35 protein-coding genes are annotated in these 23,606 nt (G+C 33.7%); 16 read left to right on the top strand and 19 right to left on the bottom strand.

Translation table 11 applies throughout. The features are described from left to right. Window positions 1-3: 3 nt before the first annotated feature. The gene (gene rsbV / locus F8162_RS16665; RefSeq protein WP_151631435.1) at window positions 4-342 is read right to left on the bottom strand and encodes an anti sigma b factor antagonist RsbV; all 339 of its coding nucleotides are present in this window, start codon (window positions 340-342) and stop codon (window positions 4-6) included. Window positions 343-540: 198 nt separating this feature from the next. Here rsbV and F8162_RS16660 point away from each other — a divergent pair, with 198 nt between their 5' ends. Beyond that, window positions 541-741 (top strand): methyltransferase, encoded by a 201-nt coding sequence (locus F8162_RS16660; protein WP_151631436.1) that lies wholly within the window; start codon window positions 541-543, stop codon window positions 739-741. Window positions 742-904: 163 nt separating this feature from the next. Here F8162_RS16660 and F8162_RS16655 read toward each other — a convergent pair whose 3' ends face one another. From F8162_RS16655 to F8162_RS16645, 3 genes are all read right to left on the bottom strand, one after another. Next, window positions 905-1,156 (bottom strand): GlsB/YeaQ/YmgE family stress response membrane protein, encoded by a 252-nt coding sequence (locus F8162_RS16655; RefSeq protein ID WP_000522903.1) that lies wholly within the window; start codon window positions 1,154-1,156, stop codon window positions 905-907. Window positions 1,157-1,231: 75 nt separating this feature from the next. Beyond that, the gene (locus F8162_RS16650; RefSeq protein WP_098221792.1) at window positions 1,232-1,432 is read right to left on the bottom strand and encodes a CsbD family protein; all 201 of its coding nucleotides are present in this window, start codon (window positions 1,430-1,432) and stop codon (window positions 1,232-1,234) included. Between the two features lie 35 nt (window positions 1,433-1,467). Next, window positions 1,468-1,857: a general stress protein gene (locus F8162_RS16645; protein WP_132133935.1), complete on the bottom strand. Its 390-nt coding sequence runs from the start codon at window positions 1,855-1,857 to the stop codon at window positions 1,468-1,470. 107 nt (window positions 1,858-1,964) lie between these two features. Between F8162_RS16645 and F8162_RS16640 the strand changes: the two genes are divergently transcribed. Both F8162_RS16640 and F8162_RS16635 read left to right on the top strand, forming a co-directional pair. After that, window positions 1,965-2,333 carry a VOC family protein gene (locus F8162_RS16640; protein WP_151631437.1) on the top strand — a complete coding sequence of 123 codons (369 nt, stop codon included), beginning with the start codon at window positions 1,965-1,967 and terminating at the stop codon, window positions 2,331-2,333. A gap of 95 nt (window positions 2,334-2,428) precedes the next feature. Further along, window positions 2,429-2,896, top strand: a complete 468-nt coding sequence (locus F8162_RS16635; RefSeq protein ID WP_151631438.1) for a hypothetical protein — start codon at window positions 2,429-2,431, stop codon at window positions 2,894-2,896. Window positions 2,897-3,066: 170 nt separating this feature from the next. Here the strand turns inward: F8162_RS16635 and F8162_RS16630 are convergent, their stop codons facing one another. The 7 genes from F8162_RS16630 to F8162_RS16600 form a co-directional block, all read right to left on the bottom strand. Then, window positions 3,067-3,975 (bottom strand): alpha/beta fold hydrolase, encoded by a 909-nt coding sequence (locus F8162_RS16630; protein ID WP_151631439.1) that lies wholly within the window; start codon window positions 3,973-3,975, stop codon window positions 3,067-3,069. Window positions 3,976-4,394: 419 nt separating this feature from the next. Then, window positions 4,395-4,994, bottom strand: a complete 600-nt coding sequence (locus F8162_RS16620; protein ID WP_151631441.1) for a DUF6241 domain-containing protein — start codon at window positions 4,992-4,994, stop codon at window positions 4,395-4,397. A 145-nt stretch (window positions 4,995-5,139) separates the two neighbouring features. After that, window positions 5,140-6,876, bottom strand: coding sequence for an S-layer homology domain-containing protein (locus tag F8162_RS16615; RefSeq protein WP_151631442.1), 1,737 nt, complete (start codon window positions 6,874-6,876; stop codon window positions 5,140-5,142). A gap of 545 nt (window positions 6,877-7,421) precedes the next feature. Further along, window positions 7,422-7,667, bottom strand: a complete 246-nt coding sequence (locus tag F8162_RS16610) for a hypothetical protein (protein WP_225990159.1) — start codon at window positions 7,665-7,667, stop codon at window positions 7,422-7,424. 207 nt (window positions 7,668-7,874) lie between these two features. Continuing rightward, on the bottom strand, window positions 7,875-8,021 hold the full coding sequence (locus F8162_RS16605) for a class IIb bacteriocin, lactobin A/cerein 7B family (protein ID WP_151631443.1): 147 nt from the start codon (window positions 8,019-8,021) through the stop codon (window positions 7,875-7,877). Between the two features lie 127 nt (window positions 8,022-8,148). Beyond that, complete coding sequence (locus F8162_RS28755; protein WP_000069042.1) at window positions 8,149-8,289, bottom strand: hypothetical protein; 141 nt, start codon at window positions 8,287-8,289, stop codon at window positions 8,149-8,151. A gap of 479 nt (window positions 8,290-8,768) precedes the next feature. Beyond that, the gene (locus F8162_RS16600) at window positions 8,769-9,050 is read right to left on the bottom strand and encodes an LCI fold-containing protein (RefSeq protein WP_151631444.1); all 282 of its coding nucleotides are present in this window, start codon (window positions 9,048-9,050) and stop codon (window positions 8,769-8,771) included. 403 nt (window positions 9,051-9,453) lie between these two features. Between F8162_RS16600 and F8162_RS16595 the strand changes: the two genes are divergently transcribed. Beyond that, window positions 9,454-9,564, top strand: a complete 111-nt coding sequence (locus F8162_RS16595) for a YjcZ family sporulation protein (protein ID WP_080470949.1) — start codon at window positions 9,454-9,456, stop codon at window positions 9,562-9,564. 238 nt (window positions 9,565-9,802) lie between these two features. Here F8162_RS16595 and dhaK read toward each other — a convergent pair whose 3' ends face one another. Next, window positions 9,803-11,554, bottom strand: a complete 1,752-nt coding sequence (dhaK, locus tag F8162_RS16590; RefSeq protein ID WP_151631445.1) for a dihydroxyacetone kinase subunit DhaK — start codon at window positions 11,552-11,554, stop codon at window positions 9,803-9,805. A 178-nt stretch (window positions 11,555-11,732) separates the two neighbouring features. Here dhaK and dhaS point away from each other — a divergent pair, with 178 nt between their 5' ends. Beyond that, the gene (gene dhaS / locus F8162_RS16580; protein WP_000204220.1) at window positions 11,733-12,299 is read left to right on the top strand and encodes a dihydroxyacetone kinase transcriptional activator DhaS; all 567 of its coding nucleotides are present in this window, start codon (window positions 11,733-11,735) and stop codon (window positions 12,297-12,299) included. A gap of 19 nt (window positions 12,300-12,318) precedes the next feature. Further along, a complete protein-coding gene (dhaQ, locus tag F8162_RS16575; protein ID WP_151631446.1) occupies window positions 12,319-13,317 on the top strand; it encodes a DhaKLM operon coactivator DhaQ in 999 nt (332 codons plus the stop codon). A gap of 98 nt (window positions 13,318-13,415) precedes the next feature. Here the strand turns inward: dhaQ and F8162_RS16570 are convergent, their stop codons facing one another. Then, window positions 13,416-14,054: a VanZ family protein gene (locus F8162_RS16570; protein WP_151631447.1), complete on the bottom strand. Its 639-nt coding sequence runs from the start codon at window positions 14,052-14,054 to the stop codon at window positions 13,416-13,418. A 242-nt stretch (window positions 14,055-14,296) separates the two neighbouring features. Here F8162_RS16570 and F8162_RS16565 point away from each other — a divergent pair, with 242 nt between their 5' ends. Beyond that, a complete protein-coding gene (locus F8162_RS16565; protein WP_151631448.1) occupies window positions 14,297-14,737 on the top strand; it encodes a hypothetical protein in 441 nt (146 codons plus the stop codon). A 95-nt stretch (window positions 14,738-14,832) separates the two neighbouring features. Here F8162_RS16565 and F8162_RS16560 read toward each other — a convergent pair whose 3' ends face one another. From F8162_RS16560 to F8162_RS16550, 3 genes are read right to left on the bottom strand one after another with little or no spacing between them, the layout of a single operon-like run. Next, the gene (locus F8162_RS16560; RefSeq protein WP_151631449.1) at window positions 14,833-15,204 is read right to left on the bottom strand and encodes an ATP synthase subunit I; all 372 of its coding nucleotides are present in this window, start codon (window positions 15,202-15,204) and stop codon (window positions 14,833-14,835) included. Between the two features lie 22 nt (window positions 15,205-15,226). Next, a complete protein-coding gene (gene pssA, locus F8162_RS16555; protein ID WP_151631782.1) occupies window positions 15,227-15,760 on the bottom strand; it encodes a CDP-diacylglycerol--serine O-phosphatidyltransferase in 534 nt (177 codons plus the stop codon). 33 nt (window positions 15,761-15,793) lie between these two features. Next, the gene (locus tag F8162_RS16550; RefSeq protein WP_151631450.1) at window positions 15,794-16,252 is read right to left on the bottom strand and encodes a MarR family winged helix-turn-helix transcriptional regulator; all 459 of its coding nucleotides are present in this window, start codon (window positions 16,250-16,252) and stop codon (window positions 15,794-15,796) included. 438 nt (window positions 16,253-16,690) lie between these two features. On the opposite strand from F8162_RS16550, the gene F8162_RS16545 reads away from it, so the two are divergent. Together F8162_RS16545 and F8162_RS16540 are read left to right on the top strand one after the other, a co-directional pair. Continuing rightward, window positions 16,691-16,957: a YmzC family protein gene (locus F8162_RS16545; RefSeq protein ID WP_151631451.1), complete on the top strand. Its 267-nt coding sequence runs from the start codon at window positions 16,691-16,693 to the stop codon at window positions 16,955-16,957. A gap of 153 nt (window positions 16,958-17,110) precedes the next feature. Continuing rightward, window positions 17,111-17,221 (top strand): YjcZ family sporulation protein, encoded by a 111-nt coding sequence (locus F8162_RS16540; protein WP_151298907.1) that lies wholly within the window; start codon window positions 17,111-17,113, stop codon window positions 17,219-17,221. Between the two features lie 648 nt (window positions 17,222-17,869). On the opposite strand, the gene F8162_RS16535 is transcribed toward F8162_RS16540, so the two are convergent. Further along, a complete protein-coding gene (locus F8162_RS16535; protein ID WP_151631452.1) occupies window positions 17,870-18,115 on the bottom strand; it encodes a hypothetical protein in 246 nt (81 codons plus the stop codon). A 610-nt stretch (window positions 18,116-18,725) separates the two neighbouring features. Here F8162_RS16535 and F8162_RS16525 point away from each other — a divergent pair. The 3 genes from F8162_RS16525 to F8162_RS16515 are packed head-to-tail and all read left to right on the top strand — an operon-like array spanning window position 18,726 to window position 20,109. Beyond that, the gene (locus F8162_RS16525; RefSeq protein WP_151631453.1) at window positions 18,726-19,601 is read left to right on the top strand and encodes a WXG100 family type VII secretion target; all 876 of its coding nucleotides are present in this window, start codon (window positions 18,726-18,728) and stop codon (window positions 19,599-19,601) included. A gap of 20 nt (window positions 19,602-19,621) precedes the next feature. Beyond that, the gene (locus tag F8162_RS16520; protein WP_151631454.1) at window positions 19,622-19,840 is read left to right on the top strand and encodes a hypothetical protein; all 219 of its coding nucleotides are present in this window, start codon (window positions 19,622-19,624) and stop codon (window positions 19,838-19,840) included. 11 nt (window positions 19,841-19,851) lie between these two features. Next, entirely contained in the window at window positions 19,852-20,109 is a 258-nt protein-coding gene (locus F8162_RS16515; protein ID WP_000432147.1) for a DUF4176 domain-containing protein, read from the top strand. A gap of 32 nt (window positions 20,110-20,141) precedes the next feature. Here F8162_RS16515 and F8162_RS16510 read toward each other — a convergent pair whose 3' ends face one another. Together F8162_RS16510 and F8162_RS16505 are read right to left on the bottom strand one after the other, a co-directional pair. Continuing rightward, window positions 20,142-20,924, bottom strand: coding sequence for a hypothetical protein (locus F8162_RS16510; RefSeq protein WP_151631455.1), 783 nt, complete (start codon window positions 20,922-20,924; stop codon window positions 20,142-20,144). 481 nt (window positions 20,925-21,405) lie between these two features. After that, window positions 21,406-21,651 (bottom strand): hypothetical protein, encoded by a 246-nt coding sequence (locus tag F8162_RS16505; RefSeq protein ID WP_151631456.1) that lies wholly within the window; start codon window positions 21,649-21,651, stop codon window positions 21,406-21,408. Window positions 21,652-21,852: 201 nt separating this feature from the next. On the opposite strand from F8162_RS16505, the gene F8162_RS16500 reads away from it, so the two are divergent. The 4 genes from F8162_RS16500 (at window position 21,853) to F8162_RS16485 (ending at window position 23,552) form a co-directional block, all read left to right on the top strand. Continuing rightward, window positions 21,853-21,978: a YjcZ family sporulation protein gene (locus F8162_RS16500; RefSeq protein ID WP_000540385.1), complete on the top strand. Its 126-nt coding sequence runs from the start codon at window positions 21,853-21,855 to the stop codon at window positions 21,976-21,978. Between the two features lie 233 nt (window positions 21,979-22,211). Next, window positions 22,212-22,553, top strand: coding sequence for a PadR family transcriptional regulator (locus F8162_RS16495; RefSeq protein WP_151631457.1), 342 nt, complete (start codon window positions 22,212-22,214; stop codon window positions 22,551-22,553). Next, complete coding sequence (locus F8162_RS16490) at window positions 22,546-23,028, top strand: hypothetical protein (protein ID WP_151631458.1); 483 nt, start codon at window positions 22,546-22,548, stop codon at window positions 23,026-23,028. The genes F8162_RS16495 and F8162_RS16490 overlap by 8 nt, the downstream gene beginning before the upstream one ends. Continuing rightward, on the top strand, window positions 23,025-23,552 hold the full coding sequence (locus F8162_RS16485; RefSeq protein WP_151631459.1) for a permease: 528 nt from the start codon (window positions 23,025-23,027) through the stop codon (window positions 23,550-23,552). The genes F8162_RS16490 and F8162_RS16485 overlap by 4 nt, the downstream gene beginning before the upstream one ends. Window positions 23,553-23,606: the final 54 nt, after the last annotated feature.

Genomic DNA, 23,606 nt, shown 5'->3' with positions numbered 1-23,606 from the left:
TAGTCACCTTCTTTCTACTTTTTCAAAATCGGAATTCAAATTTAATATTTCTGTTAACCCTGTAATATCAAATAATCTTTTTAACCTTTTAGATACACCAATAAACTCTAGTTTTCCATCATTTTTCTTAACTGCTTTTAATAGCGCTATAAACACGCCTAAACCGGTACTATCCATATAATCTACCTTAGTAAAATCTACTACAATATAAACCTCTTTCTCACTTGCAATAGGCATAATCTTATTTTTTAAATCTGATGCCGTATACGCATCAATCTCACCATTAAGTTGTACTGTATAACCTAAATCATTTTGCAAAATATTTACTGCCAAATTCATCATTTCCGCCCCCTTATCTTAAACTTCTACTATGTAATTACCCATGAAAATTAGTTTTAAACATATTTTTTTAATTTTAATTATAAATAAATTTTCTACACCTTTCCCAGCTTAACACTTAAAAAATACTACCAAATGTTTAAATCTTTATAAATTTGTGTATGTATAACGTATAAACATTATTTTTAGGGGGTTCTATCTATGGAAGAGCACAAATTTAAAAAGGGAGATTTCGTTCAATTTTCTTATCGACACGATCACGCTACAAAATTAGTTGGTTCCATTATTAACATACTAACGAATACAATTGTAGTGGATATAGGTAATAGTGAGGGCTTATCTCATATAGAACCGAGGCAGGTTGTAAGAATAAATAATTGTAAAAAAGTAACGGTGGCTTAATGTGTAATCTCAATCGGTGGGGCCATCCCCACCGATTCCTATTTAAAATACATTAAAAAAGCATCCAAATTAGTTTAATTGGATGCCTTTTTATGTATATTTATCAGTTCATTCACTTTATAGCTATATATAATAAACTTAAGATTACTATTCATTATCATACTTACGCCTTCCGTAGCATTCTAGAAAAGAATGTAACGATTAAAATAAAGACGATTGCACCTAATAAAGCTGGAAGAACGAAAATACCTCCCCATTCAGGACCCCAATGACCAAATAATGCACTACCTACCCAAGATCCGATTAATCCAGCAATCACATTACCAACTATACCTAAAGGAAAGTCTTTTCCTGTAATCATTCCAGCTAACGCACCAATAAGTCCACCTACAATACAAGTAATAATAAGTCCCACAATTAACCCTCCTATATTCGTTTTATAATGGATTTATCAAGCTTTGGTATGTAACCAAAGCTTGATAAACATGTATTATTCTTTGTTATCCAATCCATCACTTATCTTTTGTTTCACTTTTCCGACTTTTTCTTTTATAGTTCCCTTCGTCTTCTCCCACTTCCCTTCATTTTTCAACTCCCTGTCCTCTGTAACTTCACCAATTCCTTCTTTTATTTGTCCTTTTTTCTTTTCAACTTTACCCGTAATTTGTTCTTTTAGCCCGCTCTCACTCATATTTTCCATCTCCTTTTCGTAATAGATTTATAGATTTAAAGAGTATACGTGCATCTTCTTTCTTGTAACCATTCACCAACTCTTTCTAAATCCTTAACGAATAACAAGATTTTCCCTTCATCCAGCTTTTCTTCATAAAAGTTAGCTTCTTCCTCATTAAGTCCTAACTCTTGCATCTTATTTCTTAACTGATCTCCCGTTTTTTGAAAGACGTTAATAATGCTTGTCCCAAGTCCCTCCTCTTTTATTCCAATTGTGTTCACGTCTGCATTGTCTGCGATTCTATCTGTCCTTTCTTTCTCATGTGTTAATACGTAAATATCTTTTTGCTCTATTCCTTTCTTCACTAGATCATTCGCCGCATTCATGACCTCTTTCTCCGTAATAAATTCATATACAAAAGGTTTACTATACTTCGTTTCCATCTTTAACTTCCTCCTCTAAAATGAATTATTTGTTATATTATATGTAGTACACCTATTTTCGAAATGTTAAACATAAAATATGAAAAAAAATGAAAAGGAGAGTACATATGCACTTTCGTCTAGAGCTATTTGTTGAAGATTTGCAAAGGTCTATTCGTTTTTATGAGGAAATCCTTACCCTTGTATTCTCAAAAAAGAATGCAGCAGGTGCAATGATTAAACTAGAGGATTTTTCTTTATTATTGACCCCTAATTATATCCTTAATGAAAATCATTATTTAAAAACAGGTGGACTTAATCCAAAAGGAAAAGGTGTTGAGGTTATCATAGTTTTTGAGAATATCGAACAAATATACCAACATGTACTAGAAAAAAATTACCCAGTGGAATCTAACCTTAAAATTCAATCCTGGGGAATGAAGGATTTTCGTCTGGTAGACCCCGATGGTTATTATTTAAGGTTAACCTCCTCTTGAATTTACTCCATCCCAAAACTAGTAGAATAAATCTACTTACAATAACTACCTAAATTAACAGAAAATTGTTATAATTAAAAGTGAGGAGGGATACTATGAAAAAAATCATATCTATATGCGCTCTAACCGCTCTATCTTTCACTTTAATAGGCTGTGCAAGTACCTCAGCTACAGACAAATCTTCACAAGCTAAGCAAGAACATACACAAACTACCTTTCAATTAAAATCTGCAAACATTACAGACATTGAAATACTTAGCACAATAAATAACAACATTTCAAAATCTCAAACAGACAACGAAGAAATGATACAATCTATCGTTTCAGCAGTCCAAAAAGGCACTCCTAAAGCAATCACACTAAATCAAAAAAAGAGAGAGTCTGCGCATTCTACTATTACCGTTACATATAAAGATGATTCAAAAGAAGAGTTTCTTGTGTGGGTTGATAATAAGGAGCAAATTACGATTGCTAAAGATGAGAAGAAAGATAAGGTAGAAGGTGTGGTAGTGAATATTGAAGATGTTAAAATGATGAAGGATTTCTTTAAGAAGGCACCTTAGAAGATATCTTCTCTTTGTATATTAAAAAAGCCCACCTATTTCCGTAGGCGGGCCTTATCTTTATTACACAATATCAAAGTATACTCTCTTTTCCTATGAATTTTTATGTAATTATACATATCCATGAAAATAGATAAAGTTGTTATTACAACGTATTTTCCACTTTCAACTTAGTTATCATTTGAATGTTTTTCTACAAAATCAAGAATTCTAGCATTCACTTCGTTAGAGAACTCACCATTAATTGCGTGAGATGCATTTTTCCAGTTCACTATATCTATATCTTTAACGTATTTTTTCCCAGTTTCAACTGCTTTTACTGAATTATGCATTGTACTTTTTTCAGCCATTAAGGCAAGCAATGGAACATTGATATTTTTTAAGTCTTCTTTACTAAATAAATCAGGTGCTGGCGTTTTCAGTTTATAATTACGCATACCCGACTCGATTAATTTAGCAATAGGTTCATCGTCATTTATTTCTGCTCCTCCAGAAACATAACTTAACATCTTTTCTCTTATAAACTTAGGCACAATAGGAACGGAAGCTGGAATAGATGCTAAAATCATCTTTATGGATATTTGCGCGAATACAAAGACTGGGTCCAATAAACTAGCCGTAGCAATATGCTCAGGATTATATCTAGCCAAGTTCATTGCTGTCCAACCTCCAATGGAAACACCGACGATATGCACTTTTTCTAAACCTAATCCTTCAATTACTTCATTTAACCATTCTGCTTGCTGTTTTTGGTTTTCAATCACCTTCGTTTGCACACTCATTCCAGGTTCACCGAGTAAATCGATTGTGTAAACAGGCCTTTTCTCCCTTAACTCTTCTAAATTCGGTACCCACATTGGAGTAGATGCACCACGTCCAGGGAGTAAAAGCATTGGTTCCTTATGTTTGTTTTCCTCTTTAGTAAAATAATACGTACGAATTGTGCCATATGTAGTTTTTATATCTTTCGTATCGTTAGGTGCTGGAAGAAGTGCCATTGATTCATCATAGGCAATTTGAAAGTCTTCTTTTCCTTTTTCAGATGTAAAGTGACCAATCTTATTATCATCTCTCTTCATTTCAATTCCTCCTCTCTACAAATATATGGATGAACTTTATTTATATATTCATGGGAATAATCCATTGAAAATTTATCTTCTTTAAGTCAAAACTGTCATTTGGAAAAAAGAAAAAGACACCCTAAGGTGCCTTCCTGTGACTTGAACCATCTTAATTTTAATAATATGTATTGGACTCCCATCCAACTATTATTTTACCGCATTAAATTGTTTTGTTTATTGAGAAATACAATAGTTTATTTAGGCTGGTCTTCCGTATTAGATCTTTTTGTAGTCCATACAGCGAGTAACAAGAGAACAAGCTATTAATTAATGGTAAAACCACATGCTAAGCCGGTGTAACACTATCTCCAAAGCAAATACCATATTGCAGGGTAAAAGCATTGTATTTCTTATTGGTATGCAATTCAGTTTTATTTCTATAACTCTCCATGTATCCACTCTTTATTATGAACATCTAACCCCTCTTGACCAAAGAAATGGAGAATAAATTCTTTTTCATCACTATCAGTTTTTTTAGCTAGTTTAGCTCCCTCCATACTTTGCTTTTTTCCAGAGCGTAAATAATGAATTTCACTATAGTCTTCAACTGCATATTCGAAATCTCCACCGTACCATTTGTTCAAAATAGATTCATATCTTTTTCTTTCATCATTATTGATAACATTTAAGTTTTGTTTTAAGTACTGAATGTTTTCTTTCGTCATTTGAAATCGTCCTACATCACGGGTACCAGAAACATGAAGATTATTCCCATTGAATGTAAGTTTTTGAAGAGACATATGTATCATCATGTCATTTATAGTTTGCTCGTTTTTGATTTCCCCAATCATCTGTGCCGCTTTAGATAATTGCTCTTCACTTACCACGTAACTATCTTTTTGTTGCTTTTGATTGGTTTGAACTTTTTCTTCTTGTTTAGGCTTTGCTTCAGTTGCAGTCTTCTCATTTGTGCTACAAGCAGCCATGCTCACAAGTAATGTACCGCATGCTAATGCTGTAAGTAATTTTCGTTTCATATTGTACGCCTCCGGTATGTACTAGTTATTTCATAAAAAATGTAAGATTTCTCACCTCATGGTAGCAAACAAGTCATTTATACATTGTCATATTTTGTCGGATAAAAATAAAAAAAGCATCCGAAACAGATGCTTTTTCTGATCACTACATAAACGTAATCGTCACTAAAGAATATCCTTCTTTCGCATTATACGGCTCCGCTTTATAAGAAACACGGTTTGCTCCTTGCGGATAACCGATTTCTCCAATTACTTTTTTCACATCTTGCAATGCGCCATCCATTGATTGTTTATAAAGGAGTTCAATCTTTGGTGACTTTTCTTTATAACGTTGCTGCATTTTATTTTTGAATTCATTATAGTTATTTGCAATGTATTCATTTCCTAAATAATTTAACTTTGTATCTTTTAATATTTGCTGATATGCAGGAGTTTTCGTACCACCTGCCGCAATTTTATTTGTTAATGTACTATAATAATTTGTTGTAGCTTGTGGATAGTCCCCGCGGTTCCACTCATGATTTCTTGCGATTTGTTCATCTGATAAGTTGAAATAAGAATACGTTACGCGCCCTTGTTCATCTGGCACTGGATCATCGAATGTTGTATCAAGGTGATACCATTTGTTTTCGATTTTCACCAAGTTCCAGGCATGAGGCTGACCGTCTCCAGTTCCTACTACAAAATGATTCTCAATTCCAGCTTCTTTTAATAATTGATAGGTTAATAGTGCATAACCTTGGCAAACCGCAGAACGATTTACGAGTGCTTCATATGCTGTGTAAGCTTTATAAGACGTATCATAAGAAACGTGTTTTACGACATAATCATGAATTGCCTTCACTTTCTCATGGTCATCCATTCCAACTTGAGTAACCGAAGAAACGATTGCCTTTGCTTGCTTCATTACATATTCCATTTGTTCTTTCGTTTCACGGTATGTAATCTTTAACGTAAACGTATAATTACCAGGTGATCCAGAAAGTCCATATGAAACATTCGATCTATTATTATTTGTATACTCATTTTTACTTGCCACTTCTTTATAGGCATTGAAAAGTGTATTCATCACTTCTTTTGTATTACTATTTGTCGTTTTATACGGAAGTGTAATATTCGTTTCGTACGCACTAATACGCTTTTGCACTTCATCTTTGAATGCTGCTAATAATGCCGCGTCTCCTGTATCTTGCACCGCAACTCCAGGCTTTTTATATTTCAAAGTATTATATAAAAACTGTGCATATTGTTCACGTTTGACCGTACTATATGGCTCAAATTTTCCTTCTCCTGTACCAGAAGCAATGCCGTTTGATTGCACTGCACTAATTGCATTTTCACCCCAAAAACCACTTGGAACATCGTTAAATGTATGCTTTTGTTTCGCAGAAAGTTGGAAAGCATTTGTAAGAATTTGCGCCATTTCTGCACGGCTAACAAAATCTTTCGGCCTAAATCCACCGTTTGCATCACCTTTAAAAATCCCTAATTTCGTTAACGTTAAAACCTCTTCAGGAAACAATGTTGAACCTGAGCGAATATCTCGATACGGATTGTTTAAAGTTGATCCATCTTGTAATACGTAACGAGCACTGTCATTACTAAACGTACCACCTTGCTTATTCGGTACTAACACACGATAAATTAAAGCTGCAACTTGTTCTCTCGTCGCAACATCACCGAAACCAAACTTTCCATTTCCATAACCGGAAATAATATTTTTACCCGCTAAATCTTTAATTGCTGGATACGACCAATGCGATGTAGGTACATCAGAAAAAATACCCGCCTCAGCAGCTCTCACGTCACTGCCGTTTGTATACAGTAAAGCACCACCAATAAGTGATAATGATGTAATTGATTTTAATAGTTTTGTGTACATAATTCCTTCTCCCAATTCGTTCTCTATTTATGTTGTTTTTTGTCGAAAAATCTAAAAGAATATGACAAAACATATTATACAATTAAAACTTTTTGAAGGGTACACTAATTTTTGAAATATGCAAAAACTCATATTTTAATATTTTTCCGTATTAATATTATGTTGTTTTGCTTGCGGATATATATGTATGGTGTCTTATGTTGAAAACATTATTTATAACCAAGTTGCTTTTCTTCTATATCAAAATCTGTATATTCTCTTCTTCCCGGGCTATTGATAGAGAAAAGGCATTCTTATGAATGCCTTTTCTCTCTTATATATGCTCTTCTGAATTTAGTTTATGATAAACCACTGAACATTTAATTATGAAAAAGTACCAATAACAAAAAAAGTTAAAAATAATGATACATATCCAAGATACATAAAACGTTTATCATGTGTTTTAAAATATAACGTAATACACAGTAAAGTGACCAGTAAAAAAACTGCTGTAGACACCATGAACATGAATGTTCCTCCTAAAAAGCTAATTTATTACTCTTTGTTTAATTACGTACATCTAGTTTTTCTAATATCAATGAAAGGATGTTTTTTTGATCTACTACAATTGCAGCTTTTCCAGTAGAACCCGACCGCAACTTCTTTTTCCCTTTATTTTGAATTGTTCCTTCTACAACAAAGAATGTAGTATCTTTATTCTTGCTAATAACAGGGTCATGATAGATTTGAACCACGCTTCCATCTTTAATATCGTGTTGTCTCACCCAATAATATTTTTTAAATAAAGACATACTTATTTAAAAAACCTCTCATATTTAACTTTTAAATGAATTCTCTCCCACATATGTTAATAAACACAGGAGTTTCAAACTTATTGTACTTAAAGATAACAATAAAATTTGTTGGCCTTTCAAAAATTTCATATTGAAAGGCTTTTTATAAAGAAGAAAAGATTGTACTATTAAGCGCATTCAATCTTTTCCTCTTTATAAAAATGTTTATTTTTTCTTCTTTGCTTGACTCTTTTCGTAAGTATCCCACATTCCAGAAATTGACAAAGGAACCAATCCACCATCAATGTTTTTTAATTCCTCATTACTTAATACTGCTAAATTAGGCATTTCTTTTTTTAATACTGAATTCATAATAATATCTATTATTCTTAAGTTTATTATTCTTAATTTAATTATATTACGTTTAAGTAATATTAATTTTATATTAATACACCTTTTGAAAAAATTCTTTTTTCTTGATTAAATTCCATTTTTCACTTTAAAATACAGCAGAACCCACCCACTTACCTACAATGTAACCAATATAAATAAGCAGAGCTCCTGTTAAGATATAAAAACAAGATTTAAAATACATACTCCTTTCAATCGCATCACCAATTTGATGAAACATGTTTGACATAAAGAAAACACCACCTTTTTATAATTATTAGAGTAGAACACACAGAGATATTATCAGAAAATAACTAATTAACACAACACTTATTGGAATAATAATATACAAAATAATAACAGTGTTAACAAAAAATTAAAATTTATGAAATGAATTACTTTTGAATTAATATTTAGAATTCAAAAGGTTTATTAGGTAAAAAACACTTTATATTACAACTAATTATATTTAATAAATCCCCTAACCTTTATGACAACGCTTGAGCATACCTTTCTATAAAGTTGAGTAATAATAGGATTGAATCATATTTCTCAACGACCCATATTGTTTACCATAATAAAATAATATTTAGACGGATGCCTAATACATATTATTAGAGTTTAAATGGGTTCAATCGGAGGAAAGAACCTTTGAGTGCCTTTTTTATGGAGAATCAGTTTAAAAACTAAAAATAAAAGAACCTCAATAAATGAGGTTCAAAAAATCTACTATTTTAAATTACCTTCGTAAAAAGCAACTCCATTTTGAACATGTTTTAAATACCACGTAATCGTCCCGCCACAAACATTTTCATTAAAGCTATTAGCATATACTCCATTTGAGTAATAAAGAGTTCTTTTGAATTTACCATTAGAATACTCATAAGGAATTGAACATGTTGCTTGCTTCGGAGAGCTCACATCATTTTGTGTATCAGCTGAAGCTGCCCCAATTCCTCCTGTTAATGCAATACCAGTTGCCAATAGCCCTACTACTAATTTCTTGAACATAATAAATCCCCCTTTAATAGTTTTTATAACTTACAACTTAAATGTATCACTTTTGTAATTTATGTAAATATCTTGAATATGTAGAAATATTTATTTAATTTTTGGTAATATTAGGATTTCATTTTATCAAATGAAAAATAGAGGGATTTAGAGAAGTATGTAACAATGCATAATAAATCAATCAGATATTATGATATACTCACAAAGAACTGATACAAAATTTCTTTAGATTGGAAAACTAAAGTCTTATCTACCTAAAAGGAAGGCGCCTAATGGCGTCTTTTCTTTATTTTCAAAAGGACCTGCTCCACTCGTTCTTTAAAACATAAAGTAAATTGAACCCGTTAAGATCAATGGAATGAATCCTAGTTTTACCCTTTTATCTAAAGGAGGCACTATTGTTATGGGATATGGTGGTAGTTGCGGCGAAGGCTGCGGTTTCTCTGGAGGATTTGCTTTATTAGTTGTATTATTTATTCTATTAATCATTATCGGATGCAGTTGTTTCTGCTAAAAAACTATTAGAAAAGGTACCTATATATAGGTACCTTTTCTTTATGTGCCTTATTCATTATCTCGTTCCAAACTTTTATCAAGATTGGATTCGGGTTTTTCATTTTTCGCATTCATCATACCTCAAATATGAATTGATTTAAGACATGAGCTTTTAACTAAAAGAATTTGGGACCATTTCTTCCCACAAAGGAAATACCTTTTTGAAAACCTCTACTGTAGAAGGGATCTTCTCATTCCTATTTCAAACTACCCGCAATCTCCGTAAAGATAACCCCAAGCGCATGTGCACCTGCATCTGGATAGCCTAAACTTCTTTCACCAACTGTACCGGCGCGGCCCATGCGAGCTACGATTTCTTTCGTATACTCCGCGCCTTTAATCGCTGCTTCTGCTCCTTTTTCAAAGGAAACTTTCATATCTTCTTCGTTTGAAGCGCTAGCTAACCAAGAGTCTACACATGGAGCAAGTGCGTCAACAAGTGTTTTATCACCAACTACCGCTCCTCTTCCAAACGATCTTTCACCGATAGATTGTATACCTTGCAGTGCTGCTTGCAGCATTTCAGCGAACTCTTTCACTGTTAACTCACGTTTTTCACCTGCTTCTTTACTAGCTGCGCGGAATGCACCGCCCCAAATTGGACCAGAAGCTCCGCCGCAATGTTCCATAATAATCATCGAACAACCGTCAAGGAATGATCCAATCGTTACGTTCTCTTGATCTACAATAGAATGCCACTCACGTTTTAATTGCTTAAATCCTTTTGCAACACTCATTCCGAAGTCGCCGTCACCAGCGTGCGTGTCTAACTCACAGAACGGTACTTCATTTTTAATAATAACGTTGCTCATTTTATCAACGAGATAAATCATGTTGTTTAATGTAATAACATTATCTTTTATAACAGCGTGCTCTTCCGCTGTTTCTATTTCAAAGGAAACTTCCTTCTCTTCTGCCTCTTCAAGCACATTCACGTACTCAATACTTTCAACTGGTCCATCTACTTTAAACGCAGGTGTATTACACTCTTTAGATAGTAATGTTTTTAACTCATCATCTAATTTCATTACTGTTAAAGACATACCAGCCATATCGATACTCGTCATATAATTACCGACGAATACTCTATTAATTGTAATGTTTCTAGCAGCTAGTTCTCTCGTCACTGCGTTGTTAAATAAGTAAAGTTCTTGCAGTGGTGTTCCGCCAAAACCGTTAACTAAAAGCGCAATTTCTTCGCCGTCTTTTACTCCTAAATCTTTTACAAGATCATTTGTCATACGGTTCGCTAATTCATCTGCTGACAACATTTTTTCACGTTTAATTCCTGGTTCACCGTGAATACCTACGCCGTATTCCATTTCATCTTCCGCAAGTGTGAAAGTAGGTGATCCGCTCGCTGGAACTGTACAAGACGTTAATGCTAAACCGATTGTGCGCACGTTAGCCGCTGCTTTTTCCGCGACAGCTTTCACCGCTCCTAAATCCATACCTGCTTCCGCGGCTGCGCCGGCAATTTTATGAACGAGAATAACGCCCGCAACGCCGCGGCGCCCTACTGTATATAGACTATCTTCTACCGCAATATCATCATCTACTTTTACGTAGTCGACTTCAATTCCATCTTCTGTCGCTAAATGCGCACCATTTTTGAAATTCATAATATCGCCGCTGTAATTTTTAATAATTAATAACGTACCTTTTTTACTAGCTGTCTCTTTAATTGCTTGATATACCTGAATTTGCGAAGGAGACGCGAACACATCTCCGCACACTGCCGCATCTAACATTCCTTTTCCGACTAGTCCTGCATGCGCTGGCTCATGACCACTACCGCCGCCACTAATTAACGTTACTTTATTTTCGTTCATTTCTTTCTTCTTAATCACTTTATATTTTTTCAAAAGCTCAAGCTCTGGGTGCGCCATCACCATTCCGTTACACATTTCCATTACTAATGTTTCTGGTTTGTTTATAATCTTTTTCATTGTAGTTCTCCCTCAATTCCTTTAATATATTGTGATATATTTGAAATCTTCTTCTTACTACTCATGTTAAAATGAAAGCGTTTTATAGTAAACGGACAAAATGGACAATCTGTCTAAAGACACCGCTCTCATTTGTAGGTAGGATTTTCATATTACTAACATTCTAGGGATGATTCAGATGACCTCTTCTATAATTTCTAAAAAGATAATCGCGAATTCATTGAAGTATTTAATGGAAACAGAGTCATTTCATAAAATATCAGTGAGCGATATTATGTTACACTGTCAAATGCGTAGGCAAACTTTTTATTATCATTTTAAAGATAAATTCGAACTATTAAGCTGGATTTATAGAGAAGAAACGAAAGAAAACATTATCGACTTTCTCGACTATGAAACATGGGAAAATATTTTCGATTTATTATTTGATTACTTTTATGAAAATCAAAAATTTTACCGAAATGCTTTTAAAGTCATTGAACAAAACTCGTTTAATCACTATTTATTTGAGCATACGAAAAACTTATATATGAAGATTATTGATGAGTTATCTGTGAGCTGTGGATTCAGCCTTTCTGATGAGACAAAAAATACGATTGCCTCCTTTTATAGTCACGGCTTCGTCGGAACGATTAAAGATTGGATTGAAAGCAAATGCGAAGTAGATCCTTCCATTATGTCTTCTCTCATGAAAAATATGATAAACAATCAATTACTACTATTACTGGAACAATCAGCAAAGTAATTAAAGGGTGGCAAAAGCAATGAAAAAGATTATGAATGATGTACAAAATATCGTTCAAGATATGATGCATGGCTTTTATTTTGAACATAACGACAAAGTGAATTACGACGAAACGAATAACATCATTTATGTAAAAGATATCGAAAAACTGAAACAAAACGTTGTCATCATAAGCGGCGGTGGTAGTGGACATGAGCCTGCTGATATCGGTTATGTAGGAAAAGGAATGCTTACGGCGGCCGTAAACGGAAGCATCTTCACTCCTCCAACAGTGGAACAAATCGTCGCAGCAACTCGCCTCATGCCAAAAGATAAAAGTATTTTATTCATCATTAAAAACTTTAAAGATGATGTAGCGAACTTTTTAGCGGCGAAGCAAATTACCAAAGAAGAAGGACGACAAATTGACCATATCATCGTAAATGACGACGTTTCAATTGAAGATGATGCTTCGTTTAATAAAAGAAGACGCGGCGTCGCTGGTACTGTTTTCGTTCAAAAAATACTTGGTGCGGCCGCTCTTGCAGGCCACTCTTTAGACGAACTAACAACACTCGGCCATTCTATCACCGAAAACTTACACACATTAGGAGTCGCCCTTTTACCTGCAAATGACCCAGTGAAAGGAAAAGCTTCATTCACATTAAACGATGATGAAGTCTTTTACGGCGTTGGCATTCACGGAGAAAAAGGTTACCGTAAAGAGGCGCTATCCTCTTCTGAAATATTAGCGATCGAACTAATGAACAAACTAAAAAGCATTTATCGCTGGCGAAAAGGTGACAACTTCGCCATCCTCATTAATGGACTCGGTGCAACCCCACTAATGGAGCAATACATTTTCGCAAATGACATTCGCCGTTTATGTGAGCTAGAAGGCTTACATGTGGAGTTCGTGAAAGTTGGTACCCTTCTAACTTCTTTAGATATGAAAGGTGTTTCGCTTAGTTTGCTTAAAGTAGAGGATTTGGATTGGGTGAAGTGGTTGAAGGCGGATGTTGGCGTGGGTAATTGGTGAGTAAAATTATGATGATAAAGGCCTTTAACTATAACAAGTTAAAGGCTTTTTGCAAATTGAAATATCGTACGAGCTTTCAAAAGAAATTCTTAATCACCTCACTGAAGGATGACAGGTCTTCCAAATAAAGCTGGATGATAAATTAACATCGCACCTACAAATGAACATACTAGACAAAAAACAGGTTCGTATTTTATGACTAAAGAAGAGTTCGTATCAAGCTTTTTTCCCTCTCTTTTCAATATCATTTTAAATAATGCTGTATATAATACATACCCAATAATTGCCCCGAGGGTGTTCGTAAATAAATCATCAATATCTGTAATTCTATTATTTAATAATTGATTTAACTCAATAGCCAATGAAAAAAAGAATCCCGCACATACGGTGTTTTTCATTTTTCTAAAGTGCGGCCAAATAGTCGGCAATAAAAAACCGAACGGCATAAACAGTACAATATTTAAAAGGTACGTCGTACTACCTGCCGTATCAAATAGAGTCAAATTAATTTGATTCACACGAATCCACGTTTCATATCTACTTATATCCCATACAGTCGCGATTTGCGTCACCTTATACACGAGCGAAAGGTAGAACAGAAAAACATATACCCATAAAAAATGCCGAATAGATATATTATTTTTCACTTTAAAATACAATCCAATTTGAAACACAATACAAAACATAATAGTAAAAAAATAAGTATACAAATAACTCATTAAAACTTCTCTATGCATGTAGAATCACCTAACTTTACATTTTCATCTATGACTTTGTTGTTTATAGGATAGGAAAAACTTTTAAAATAAAAAGTGGGGTAAATATAAAATTTTTCTTAAATCTTCACATGCAACCCTTGTAGTATTTTCATCAATGCAGTATATATAATCATGTGAAAGTCTAACAAGAGGAAAACAGTAAGCGTGAATGAAAAGGTACTTAATGAAATAAGAATTCGTGATGCGTGGGTGGATACATAATGTTAAAAAAGCTAGAAAATCTAATCACTTCGGCCGCTTTCGAAGAAGCTGAACAGTTATTTAAAAACAATAGATTTGAGGAATTCTCCGAAGAAATGCTATATGTTACTTATGAAAATAGTAGTATGACTAACTATACTTTTATAAATTATTTATTAACGAAAAAAGAATCAAGTGATTTACATGACCTTGCATTTGATTTATTAGTAAATCCTTTATGTCATATAGAAGGAGCATATCATTCTGCTTTGTATCATGCTACAAGATCAGTGGAATTAACAAAAGAAGAAAATGTGGATAGTTTATTACAATTACTCTTTTTGCATTCCGTACCAGACAAATTAATTTCTGATACACAAGCAATTGCAATTTGTAATAAAATTTTAGCGTTAGATGCTTCTAATAAAATTGCTACAGAAACGATTAAGGAATTATGTTAATTAAGGGATTGCCACATGGCAATCCCTTAATTTTTTCATGTAACACAAAAGCTATCAAAATAGCCACTTTTAAAAACGCCGATTAAAGTTCCACTTTATTCCTTCTCATCCCTCATACTATAATACCCCAAATTAATAATAACCAAGAAATACCCACCCATAATTCCAAAAGCAAATGTCCACATGTACTCACGGTGTTCAATTTCATACATAATAATCGCGCCGAGTATTGCGGCTGCAAACCGATTCATCATGCCAAGCATCGGTGCTTTTTCTTTTTTTACGATGCTATTTCCGAATTTTTCGATACGTCTTCCTAAAATCCAGGCGCAGTACATACTCACTAAAAGGCCGATGCTTATTCCTACAAACTGGGCTCGAAAAGGTGTCACCAACCATCCCAATAACATCACGCCTAGCAAACAATATATTTGTATGTTGAATGATCTTAATGCCATACGAATCATGTTATGCTCCTTATCTTTCCTATTAATCCCATCTTTCGGACTTCAAGCTTTCCGATATATCTTTTTTAAAATGGGGGAATTTGATTTTGCTTACCATTAAATAAGCAAGTACACATGTGCCAAATGCCACGGAAACCGGATTATTCAGAAGGCATAAAATGAGGAGACACATTGCCGCAAATGGAATGGGCATTCCGATAAATGTTGGGAGTTTGCTTTGCTTCGTATTAAATCTCGCAAGCCGCAGCATTCCGCAAATACTATAAGCGAGCGCACATAGCATCCCGATAGACTGCAAATCTTTTAAAGCAATACTATATGCAAGAATAGACGGTGCCACACCGAAGGTCACTAAATCCGCAAATGAGTCTAGCTCTCCGCCTATTTCCGAAACAGCATCTAGTTTCCGAGCAACCATGCCATCAAACAGATCAAATACCATTCCTGTAATAATGAACATAACTGCACCATACATATCGTGAACGAAAACAGCGTGAATAGCCAAAAGTCCACATACAAAGTTTGCTATCGTAAGCATATTCGGTATGTAACTCATCACACGCTTCTCCTCCTTTCTACTAATTGCTTCTTACTCATTAGATTCAAGATCCTTCTGTTTTTCTTCCAATATCACTTTATTTATTTTCGTTAACGTATCAGCCATTTGCTGCAAAGCTTCAATATCAATTTTCGAGAAATACTTCTCGATCAATACATCATCTAACTCAGACAATCTTTCGATATATTTACTACCATTTGGACCGAGCGTAAGGAAATACTCCCTTTTATTGTTAGGATTAACTTGTTTCGAAATCATCTTCTGCTTTTCCAATTTCGATAAAACTTGGCTCACAGCACTTTTCGTTATATTAAACGTACTCGCAATGTGATTTGCTGTTGTGTTTTCATTTAAATTGATATGAAATAGCATGCTCTCTTGCTGCCCAGTAAGACCGAACTCATCCTTTAAATCTTGAAATAGTAAAATGTAAAATTCATTATAGGCTCGATTCATTTCATTAATTACTTCTTTATACGATCTAGTCATAGTTTTCTTCCTCCATGCTGTTATTTCGTTCCAATAGTTTAGTTTAGTTAACTTAACTATATTATACCTTTATGTTCATGTAAAGGGAAATAGCGCTCCGTACTTTCCCATAATAATGAATAAGGTATGCTCCTTTATCATGTCTTCTGCTTTTAATTGATCAATTTTCGATTTCTCCGGTGCGCTACATCGGTCACTCTGAATAATCAAACATAATTATTAATAAAATTCCATATAGACCCATTAATGGTTAAAATGTTATAATAGAACTACCCTACATAGTTACTCATATTCATACTGAGGAACTAGCGTCTTATTAAGCAATGCGCATAACTCAAATAAAAAAGACACTTTTTACAGTGTCTTTTTTATTTATATTCTCATAGAAAATATCTCTTTTATACACAAAATCTATCAAATGAAAAAGGAGACTATCATATGGAGCATCCTGTAGCAAGAGAACTACGTTTCATACGTGTATGCCTTATTATTTTGATCATTGTCATTGCATTTTGGGATCGTGAGAAAACTGTGGAAATCACTGATCATGGTAGTGATCCTAACTTAAACATTAGCAATATGACCCCAGTTGGTGATAATACATTTGCCTATAAAGACGAATCTAATCAAATTAAAATATTTAAGTTTGACCCAGATACAAATGAAATAAAACTAATAAAAGAGTTTTATGCTAACGAATATTAATAAAATTACATTGGACAAAAGGCACCTCAAGGTGTCTTTTTTATTTTCAAAAGGACCTGCTCATGTTCATGCGTCAAAACATAGAGTAAATGGAATCCGTTAAAAAACATGAGTGACCCTTTGTTTTCCCCTCTTATTAAAGGAGGAACTATTATGGGATTTGGTGGTAGTTGCGGCGAAGGCTGCGGTTTTGCTGGAGGATTTGCTTTATTAGTTGTATTGTTTATTTTATTAATCATCGTTGGAGCTGCTTGCTTCTGCTAAACAAACTATCGGAAAAGACACTCTTATATGGGTGTCTTTTCTTCATAAACTAAAACGAATGAGAATGAAAGCCTTTGGTCATAATTACGACTAAAGGCTTTTTGTATGTAAATAAAAAAGGAGCTGACTGTATGGAACATAATAAAAATGGAATACTTGCTTTAATTGTTTTGTTTGTAGGACTAGCATTTTTTGTTGTCGGCATGGTTTATCACTTATGGGGTACAGTTTAAAAATAAATATTAATCTAATTAGAAGAAACTCAGACGCAACATCCATATCTTCATCTCAATAGGGCACCAATAATCATTTACCTAGTCATGAAACCCCTTACGATGCTTCAGGGGTTTCTGCTTTAACACAATTATAAAAAAAGGCCCCATCACTGGGGCACTCAAAAAATAATATAAATAAATGAATTAAAACAAATAACAGACAACTAAAATATATATCACACAACATCATATAATCCATATATATGCAATATTACATAAAAATATTTACTATTATATGCTATACTAAAAAAGGAGTCGACAATCGTTATTTTCTTCTTATTTTTAAAGCAATATGGATATATACCTTCTTATCGCATTTGGATTGTACAAGCAAAAGAAGACATCTTAATTGATGTCTTCTTTTCTTATATTTTTATGAATTCCTTTGAGCAGATGCTCTCCAATCACGAAAAGATGTTGGGCGTCCAGAATAAGCTCTTTGCTTTGTAACAGCAACAGCTGGTTTTTCCTCAATAATCATTGGTTTCTCTTCCACAATCACTGATTTTTCTTCAAGAATAGTCACAGCTGTTTGTATTTTTTCCAACTGCTCTTTTAAAGCTTGCTGTTCAATCTTTAAATCCGTAAGTAAGCGTAAAATCATTTCAGAATTGGCCATAAAGATCCTCTATATTATCGGGGGCTATACTTGCCCTAAGGGTTTCAATATAAACGAACTGCATTCATACTAACTAAAAAAGACCCATTACTGGCGTAATTTAACAATGTAAGCGTCAAATATTCCCCACCTACAATTTGTAAATAACCCTTAAGATAACCCTCCCTACATACTACATGTAGTTTTTTTATAAATAGATACCTAGTAAAATAAGAATGGGAAATGTATATTCAAGTCTATAAAAACAGTGTGCTACTCAAAGTGGTCTTGTGTCAAAAACAGATCCTACCAGTTCATCGTCTATACTAAATTATCATCTGTAACGGAGAAGCTAAATAAAACTGAGCATGTGAATTGAATTTCTATGTGATGTTCAGTTTAAAAAACATGTTAGACTGAACATCGGTAGTTTCATTAGATTTTCCTCTTGTAACAAAATTTAATCTCAGTCGGAAGTTCGACTGCTCGTTTTGCTGGTTACAAAGCAGACGATTGATAGATGAAACTAGCTTGCTTGAATCCTTATTTTATTCAAAAATCAATATCATAACAATATATAGATTCTGAAAATTGATTATGTTATTATTTTTCTATTAAGGGAGGATTAAATATGTTACTAAATGAAATAAAAGTTCCGCCTGAAGAACTTGAAAGAATTTCAAAAAATTTTCACCATGCAGGCATAGAGGCAAAAATGAAACATGAGAATCTCAAAAAAGATATTGATATGCTATATAACAGTTGGTATGGATTATCATCGCAAAACTTTTTTATAGCTTTCAACCTTTCAAGAGGCATACTTGATACATATGTAGACAAGCTAGAATATATTGAAAAAAAGCTTGCGCAAATTGCCGAAAAATTTAGAGACACAGATGAAAGTTATATATTTGAAGAGAGTTCTAATCTATTAAAAACTAGTAAAGATTATATACAAAGTGGACTGTATGGGGATACTTTAACATATGAAGTAACTGGAGAAATCCCGAAAAATTTTGATTCAATCCCATCTAAAATCCTAGCAGGCGAACAAATTGGTGGTGAAGCTAAAGGGGCTGTGGTAGATTCTGGATATAAATTTTCGGATGAAAGTACACTTCATGAAAAATTGGTAAGTGGCGAAGCTAAATTAGCTATGGAACAGGGAAAATTTGAAGCGTCTGCCGATGCATCCCTCATTGATTTTTCATATGATAGCGAGCAAGGGCGTGTAAGTACAGAATTTTTACATGGTGAAGCTAAAGCTGAAATTGGTGCTGGTGGAGGAGAAATAGCAGCAAAAATAGATGGAGCTAAAGTAGAAGGTGAATTCAAAATACCTATATGGGAAAACTGGGAAATTACTGTTGGTGGTGATGCCTCTTACGGTAGTTTAGGTATCGCAGCTGGAGGAAAAGTAAGCAATTCTGGCGGAGAAGCACACGGAAGCCTAGGTGTAGGTCCTTTTGGATTAGGATTTAAGTTAGGTGTAAATAAACACAATTAATGTAAAAAAGGGGTACTTTCATGATTTCATTTGAGACTATAAAAAAAATTTTTATCGGTTTTGGAACATTAATTTGTATAATCAATATTATTTCTATTTCATTTTTATCCGATTTAGATATTGGTTCGAAAATTAAAAATATAGCTTTTATATTAATTTTATTCCTTATCATTTGGTTTATCCTTTATAAAGTAATTGCATTTATTTATAAAAAACATGAAATTCGTAAGAAATACTAAGGAGATATATCATGGAGAATACAAAAGAATTCCTTCCAATTGGAACTGTTATTACAATTTATGGACTAGAACAAAAAGTTATGATTTATGGAAGAAAACAACAACAATCTAACGAAAAAAAAATTTGGGATTATGTTGGTTGTCTTTACCCTTATGGTAACCTTTCAAAAGATTATAATGTTTTTTTTGATCATATACAAATTGAAGAAATTTTATTTACTGGATATGAAAATGAAGAAGAACTTTCCTTACGAAAAGAACTCATATGAATTTTTAAAGAGGATGCAAAGATGCATCCTCTTTAATTTATCTTCCGTCCGAAAAATGTAAAAACAAAAACATCTTTTGTCCATTTTCCTTTCCCATACATATAAAATACAAATCCACTAATACTGGTTAGTATAAGAAGCACAACGAAATATATCCAATTTTTGTTATTATCATTCTTTAAGCTATCTATAATTTGCTCCTTAGTATTTCCAATATAAACAAAGTCTCCGTATCTACTAGGTAATTCTTTTATTGCTTTTCCATCTACTGACCCAAGTACAACTACATTTTCTTTATTTTCTACTGCTCTAAATGAATAAAAGCTTTTTTTTCCATCTGCTAACTTTGTAGTATTCGCCTGAATATCATTTATTCTTGTTGAAATTACATTCTGACTATTTAATTCCATAAAGGGGGTTTCAAGAGACACATTTTCTTTATTTATTAATTGTAATTCTTTATTTCCAATATGTATTGGTTCATTATAAAAAGCTGTTACTTGGCCGTTACTCCATAACGAACGATTTGGTGCAGAAGTCTGTGTATAATATGTCGTTTTTTTCTTTTGAATTCGATTCACTACCGCATACCCATCAGCAAGTAGCGTTTCATCCCCTGTTACATGTTCAGAATATACCTCTCCCCTTACAAAGTATATGCCGTTTTTAACCTCTTTATCGCTTGAAATCATCTGTATATCGCCGAGTTCATTCCAGGCTAAAAAACTATTTAAACTCTTATATCCATAAAAAACAAATACCATTAATAAAATTGTAAACAATGCCCCTATTTTAATTGTTGCCTTTTTATTCACTGATTGTTATACCCCCATATACTACGAATACTTTTATCTTAATTATAATTAGAGATATTATTGATGTACATATATTAATCTTTTTTCCCTAAGCTAACTTTGTTACCTCCTATTTAAGTAAACGTCAATTAACACTCTGAGAGATGAAAGGTTACTTTCGTCATAGAAATGAGAAGCTCCCACTTCAAGCTTTTCTAAGTGGCAAGTGGGAGCTAAGTATTTTTTCATCAAAAAACCTTCATATGTAATATGTAAGGAGAAATAACAGACCACTAAAATATATACAACAAAACATCAAATAGTTAATATATACGAAAAATCAAATAACAATATTTACTCTTACATGCTATACTAAAAAGGGAGTCGACAATCGTTATTTTCTTCTTATTTTTAAAGCACTATGGATATATACCTTCTTATCGCATTTGGATTGTACAAGCAAAAGAAGACATCTTAATAGATGTCTTCTTTTCTTATACTTTTATGAATTTTTCTGAGTTGATGCTCTCCAATCACGGAAAGATGTTGGGCGTCCAGAATAAGCTCTTTGCTTTGTAACAGCAACAGCTGGTTTTTCCTCAATAATCATTGGTTTCTCTTCCACAATCACTGATTTTTCTTCAAGAATAGTCACAGCTGTTTGCAGTTTTTCCAGCTGTTCTTTTAAAGCTTGCTGCTCAATTTTTAAATCCGTAAGTAATCGTAAAATCATTTCAGAATTAGCCATGCAGATCCTCCTTCCCCCAATACACAGAATAAAATACAATATGTAAACGCCACAGTACCGGTGACAAAAATAAGGTCGTCAACTCTTATATAATCCTAAGCCCCTTTTATTTTTTCAAAAGGACCTGCTCAAGTTTATCCGTAAAAACATAAAGTACATTAAATCCATTAATTAATGGTCTTTATGGAAGGAGGAGTTAATATGGGCTATGGAGGTACTTGTGGTGGAGGCTGCGGTTTCGGCGGTGGTTTCGCTTTACTTGTTGTACTCTTTATCTTATTAATCATCGTTGGAGCTAGTTGTTGGGGCGGCGGATTCGGCTGCTAATAAGAGGCACTCTTGAGAGTGTCTTTTTTTTGTGTGTTTTTGATGTACAACCCCTTCTTATTGGTAGTTTATCAACGTCAAAAATTACTGTCATAAGGAAATCGTATCCTTGTCATTCTCCTCGAAATTCTCACATTTTAAAATTGACATAGTACTTCACGCACCATATACTGTTAACAACAGTATACTGTCATTAACAGTATAAATCCTAATTCATTCAAGGAGGTATATCCATGAAACATACAGGAAGACATACAGGTGCATTTCTTTTGTTATTTTTGGCAGAAGGTGATAACTATGGCGGGCAATTACTGCAAAAGTGCGAAGAAGAACTTCCCGTCAATCCAATCGATAGCGCCATTTTATATCGTACGCTAAAGAAATTAGAAAACGAAGGTGCAATTGAATCTTACGTAAGTACAGATCATCAAGACAAACCGAGAAAGATGTACAAAATTACGCCTGCTGGAAAGGAACAATTGGCAGATTTCCAAATCGATATTGAAGAAAAAATGAAGAACTTATCCTTTTTCATAGACAAATATAAGGACTTAAAGGATTCCGACCATGATTAATGGCGTGATCCTTTACACTTTAGCCATTATTCTTACGGGGATTTCTTTTATGAAGGACCGCACAAAAACAAAAGAAGCTCTATGTAAGTCATGGAAAATGTTTCGTAACCTTCTACCTGCAATGCTTTCCATCATGCTTTTCGTTGGCTTATCGCTTTCTATATTAACGCCGTCTTTCCTCTCTTCTATTATTGGAGAACAGTCCGGATTTATCGGCATTATTTATTCAGCGATACTCGGATCCGTTGCACTTATTCCAAGCTTCGTCGTATTTCCTCTTGGGAATACGTTAGTACAACACGGCGCAGGCCTTCCTCAAGTTGCGGCACTTATGTCTACACTCATGTCAGTAGGAATTACAACCTTACCGATGGAACAAAAGATATTCGGACGAAGCTTTGCTTACGCACGTAATGCATCTGCATTGCTCATGTCACTTTTATTCTCCTATATCATTTGGGTGGTGATGGTATGAAAGAACTAAAAAGATACCGTTTCTTTTTCATCTTACTACTGGGGCTCATTGTATTAACTTTTATAAATCAATCTTTAGGATGGAGCACATTACAACTAACAGGGAATAGCATTTTAGATATGCTGTTTCTCCTTCCTCCTGTCCTACTATTTGTAGGATTACTTGATCAGTGGGTGAAGAAAGAAACGCTCATGAAATATATGGGCAAAAAATCCGGTATATACGGAATCTTATTCTCTCTATTATTAGGCGGCATTGCAGCTGGTCCTCTCTACGTTGCCTTTCCAATCGCAGCACTACTCCTAAAGAAAGGCGCAAGCATTCGTTACATCGTATTTTTCCTAGGCGTTTGGACAACTGCGAAATTGCCAATTCTCGTGTATGAATTTTCTTCATTTGGAGCTACTTTTACACTTATTCATGTTGGTTTCGGTTTAGTGTTCTTTTATGTAATGGGGCTTATTTTTGAGAGGTTTTATGATCAGGGACAGTTGCTAAAGTATGATGTTACGGAAGAAATGTAAGATTAACAAACATTGGATAACAGACGCAGAAGATCGATATTACTACTACTTAAA

It is taken from the genome of Bacillus sp. CH140a_4T (genome assembly GCF_008923725.1).
GTDB lineage: Bacteria > Bacillota > Bacilli > Bacillales > Bacillaceae_G > Bacillus_A.
This window is presented reverse-complemented; position numbering and strand designations above follow the sequence as displayed.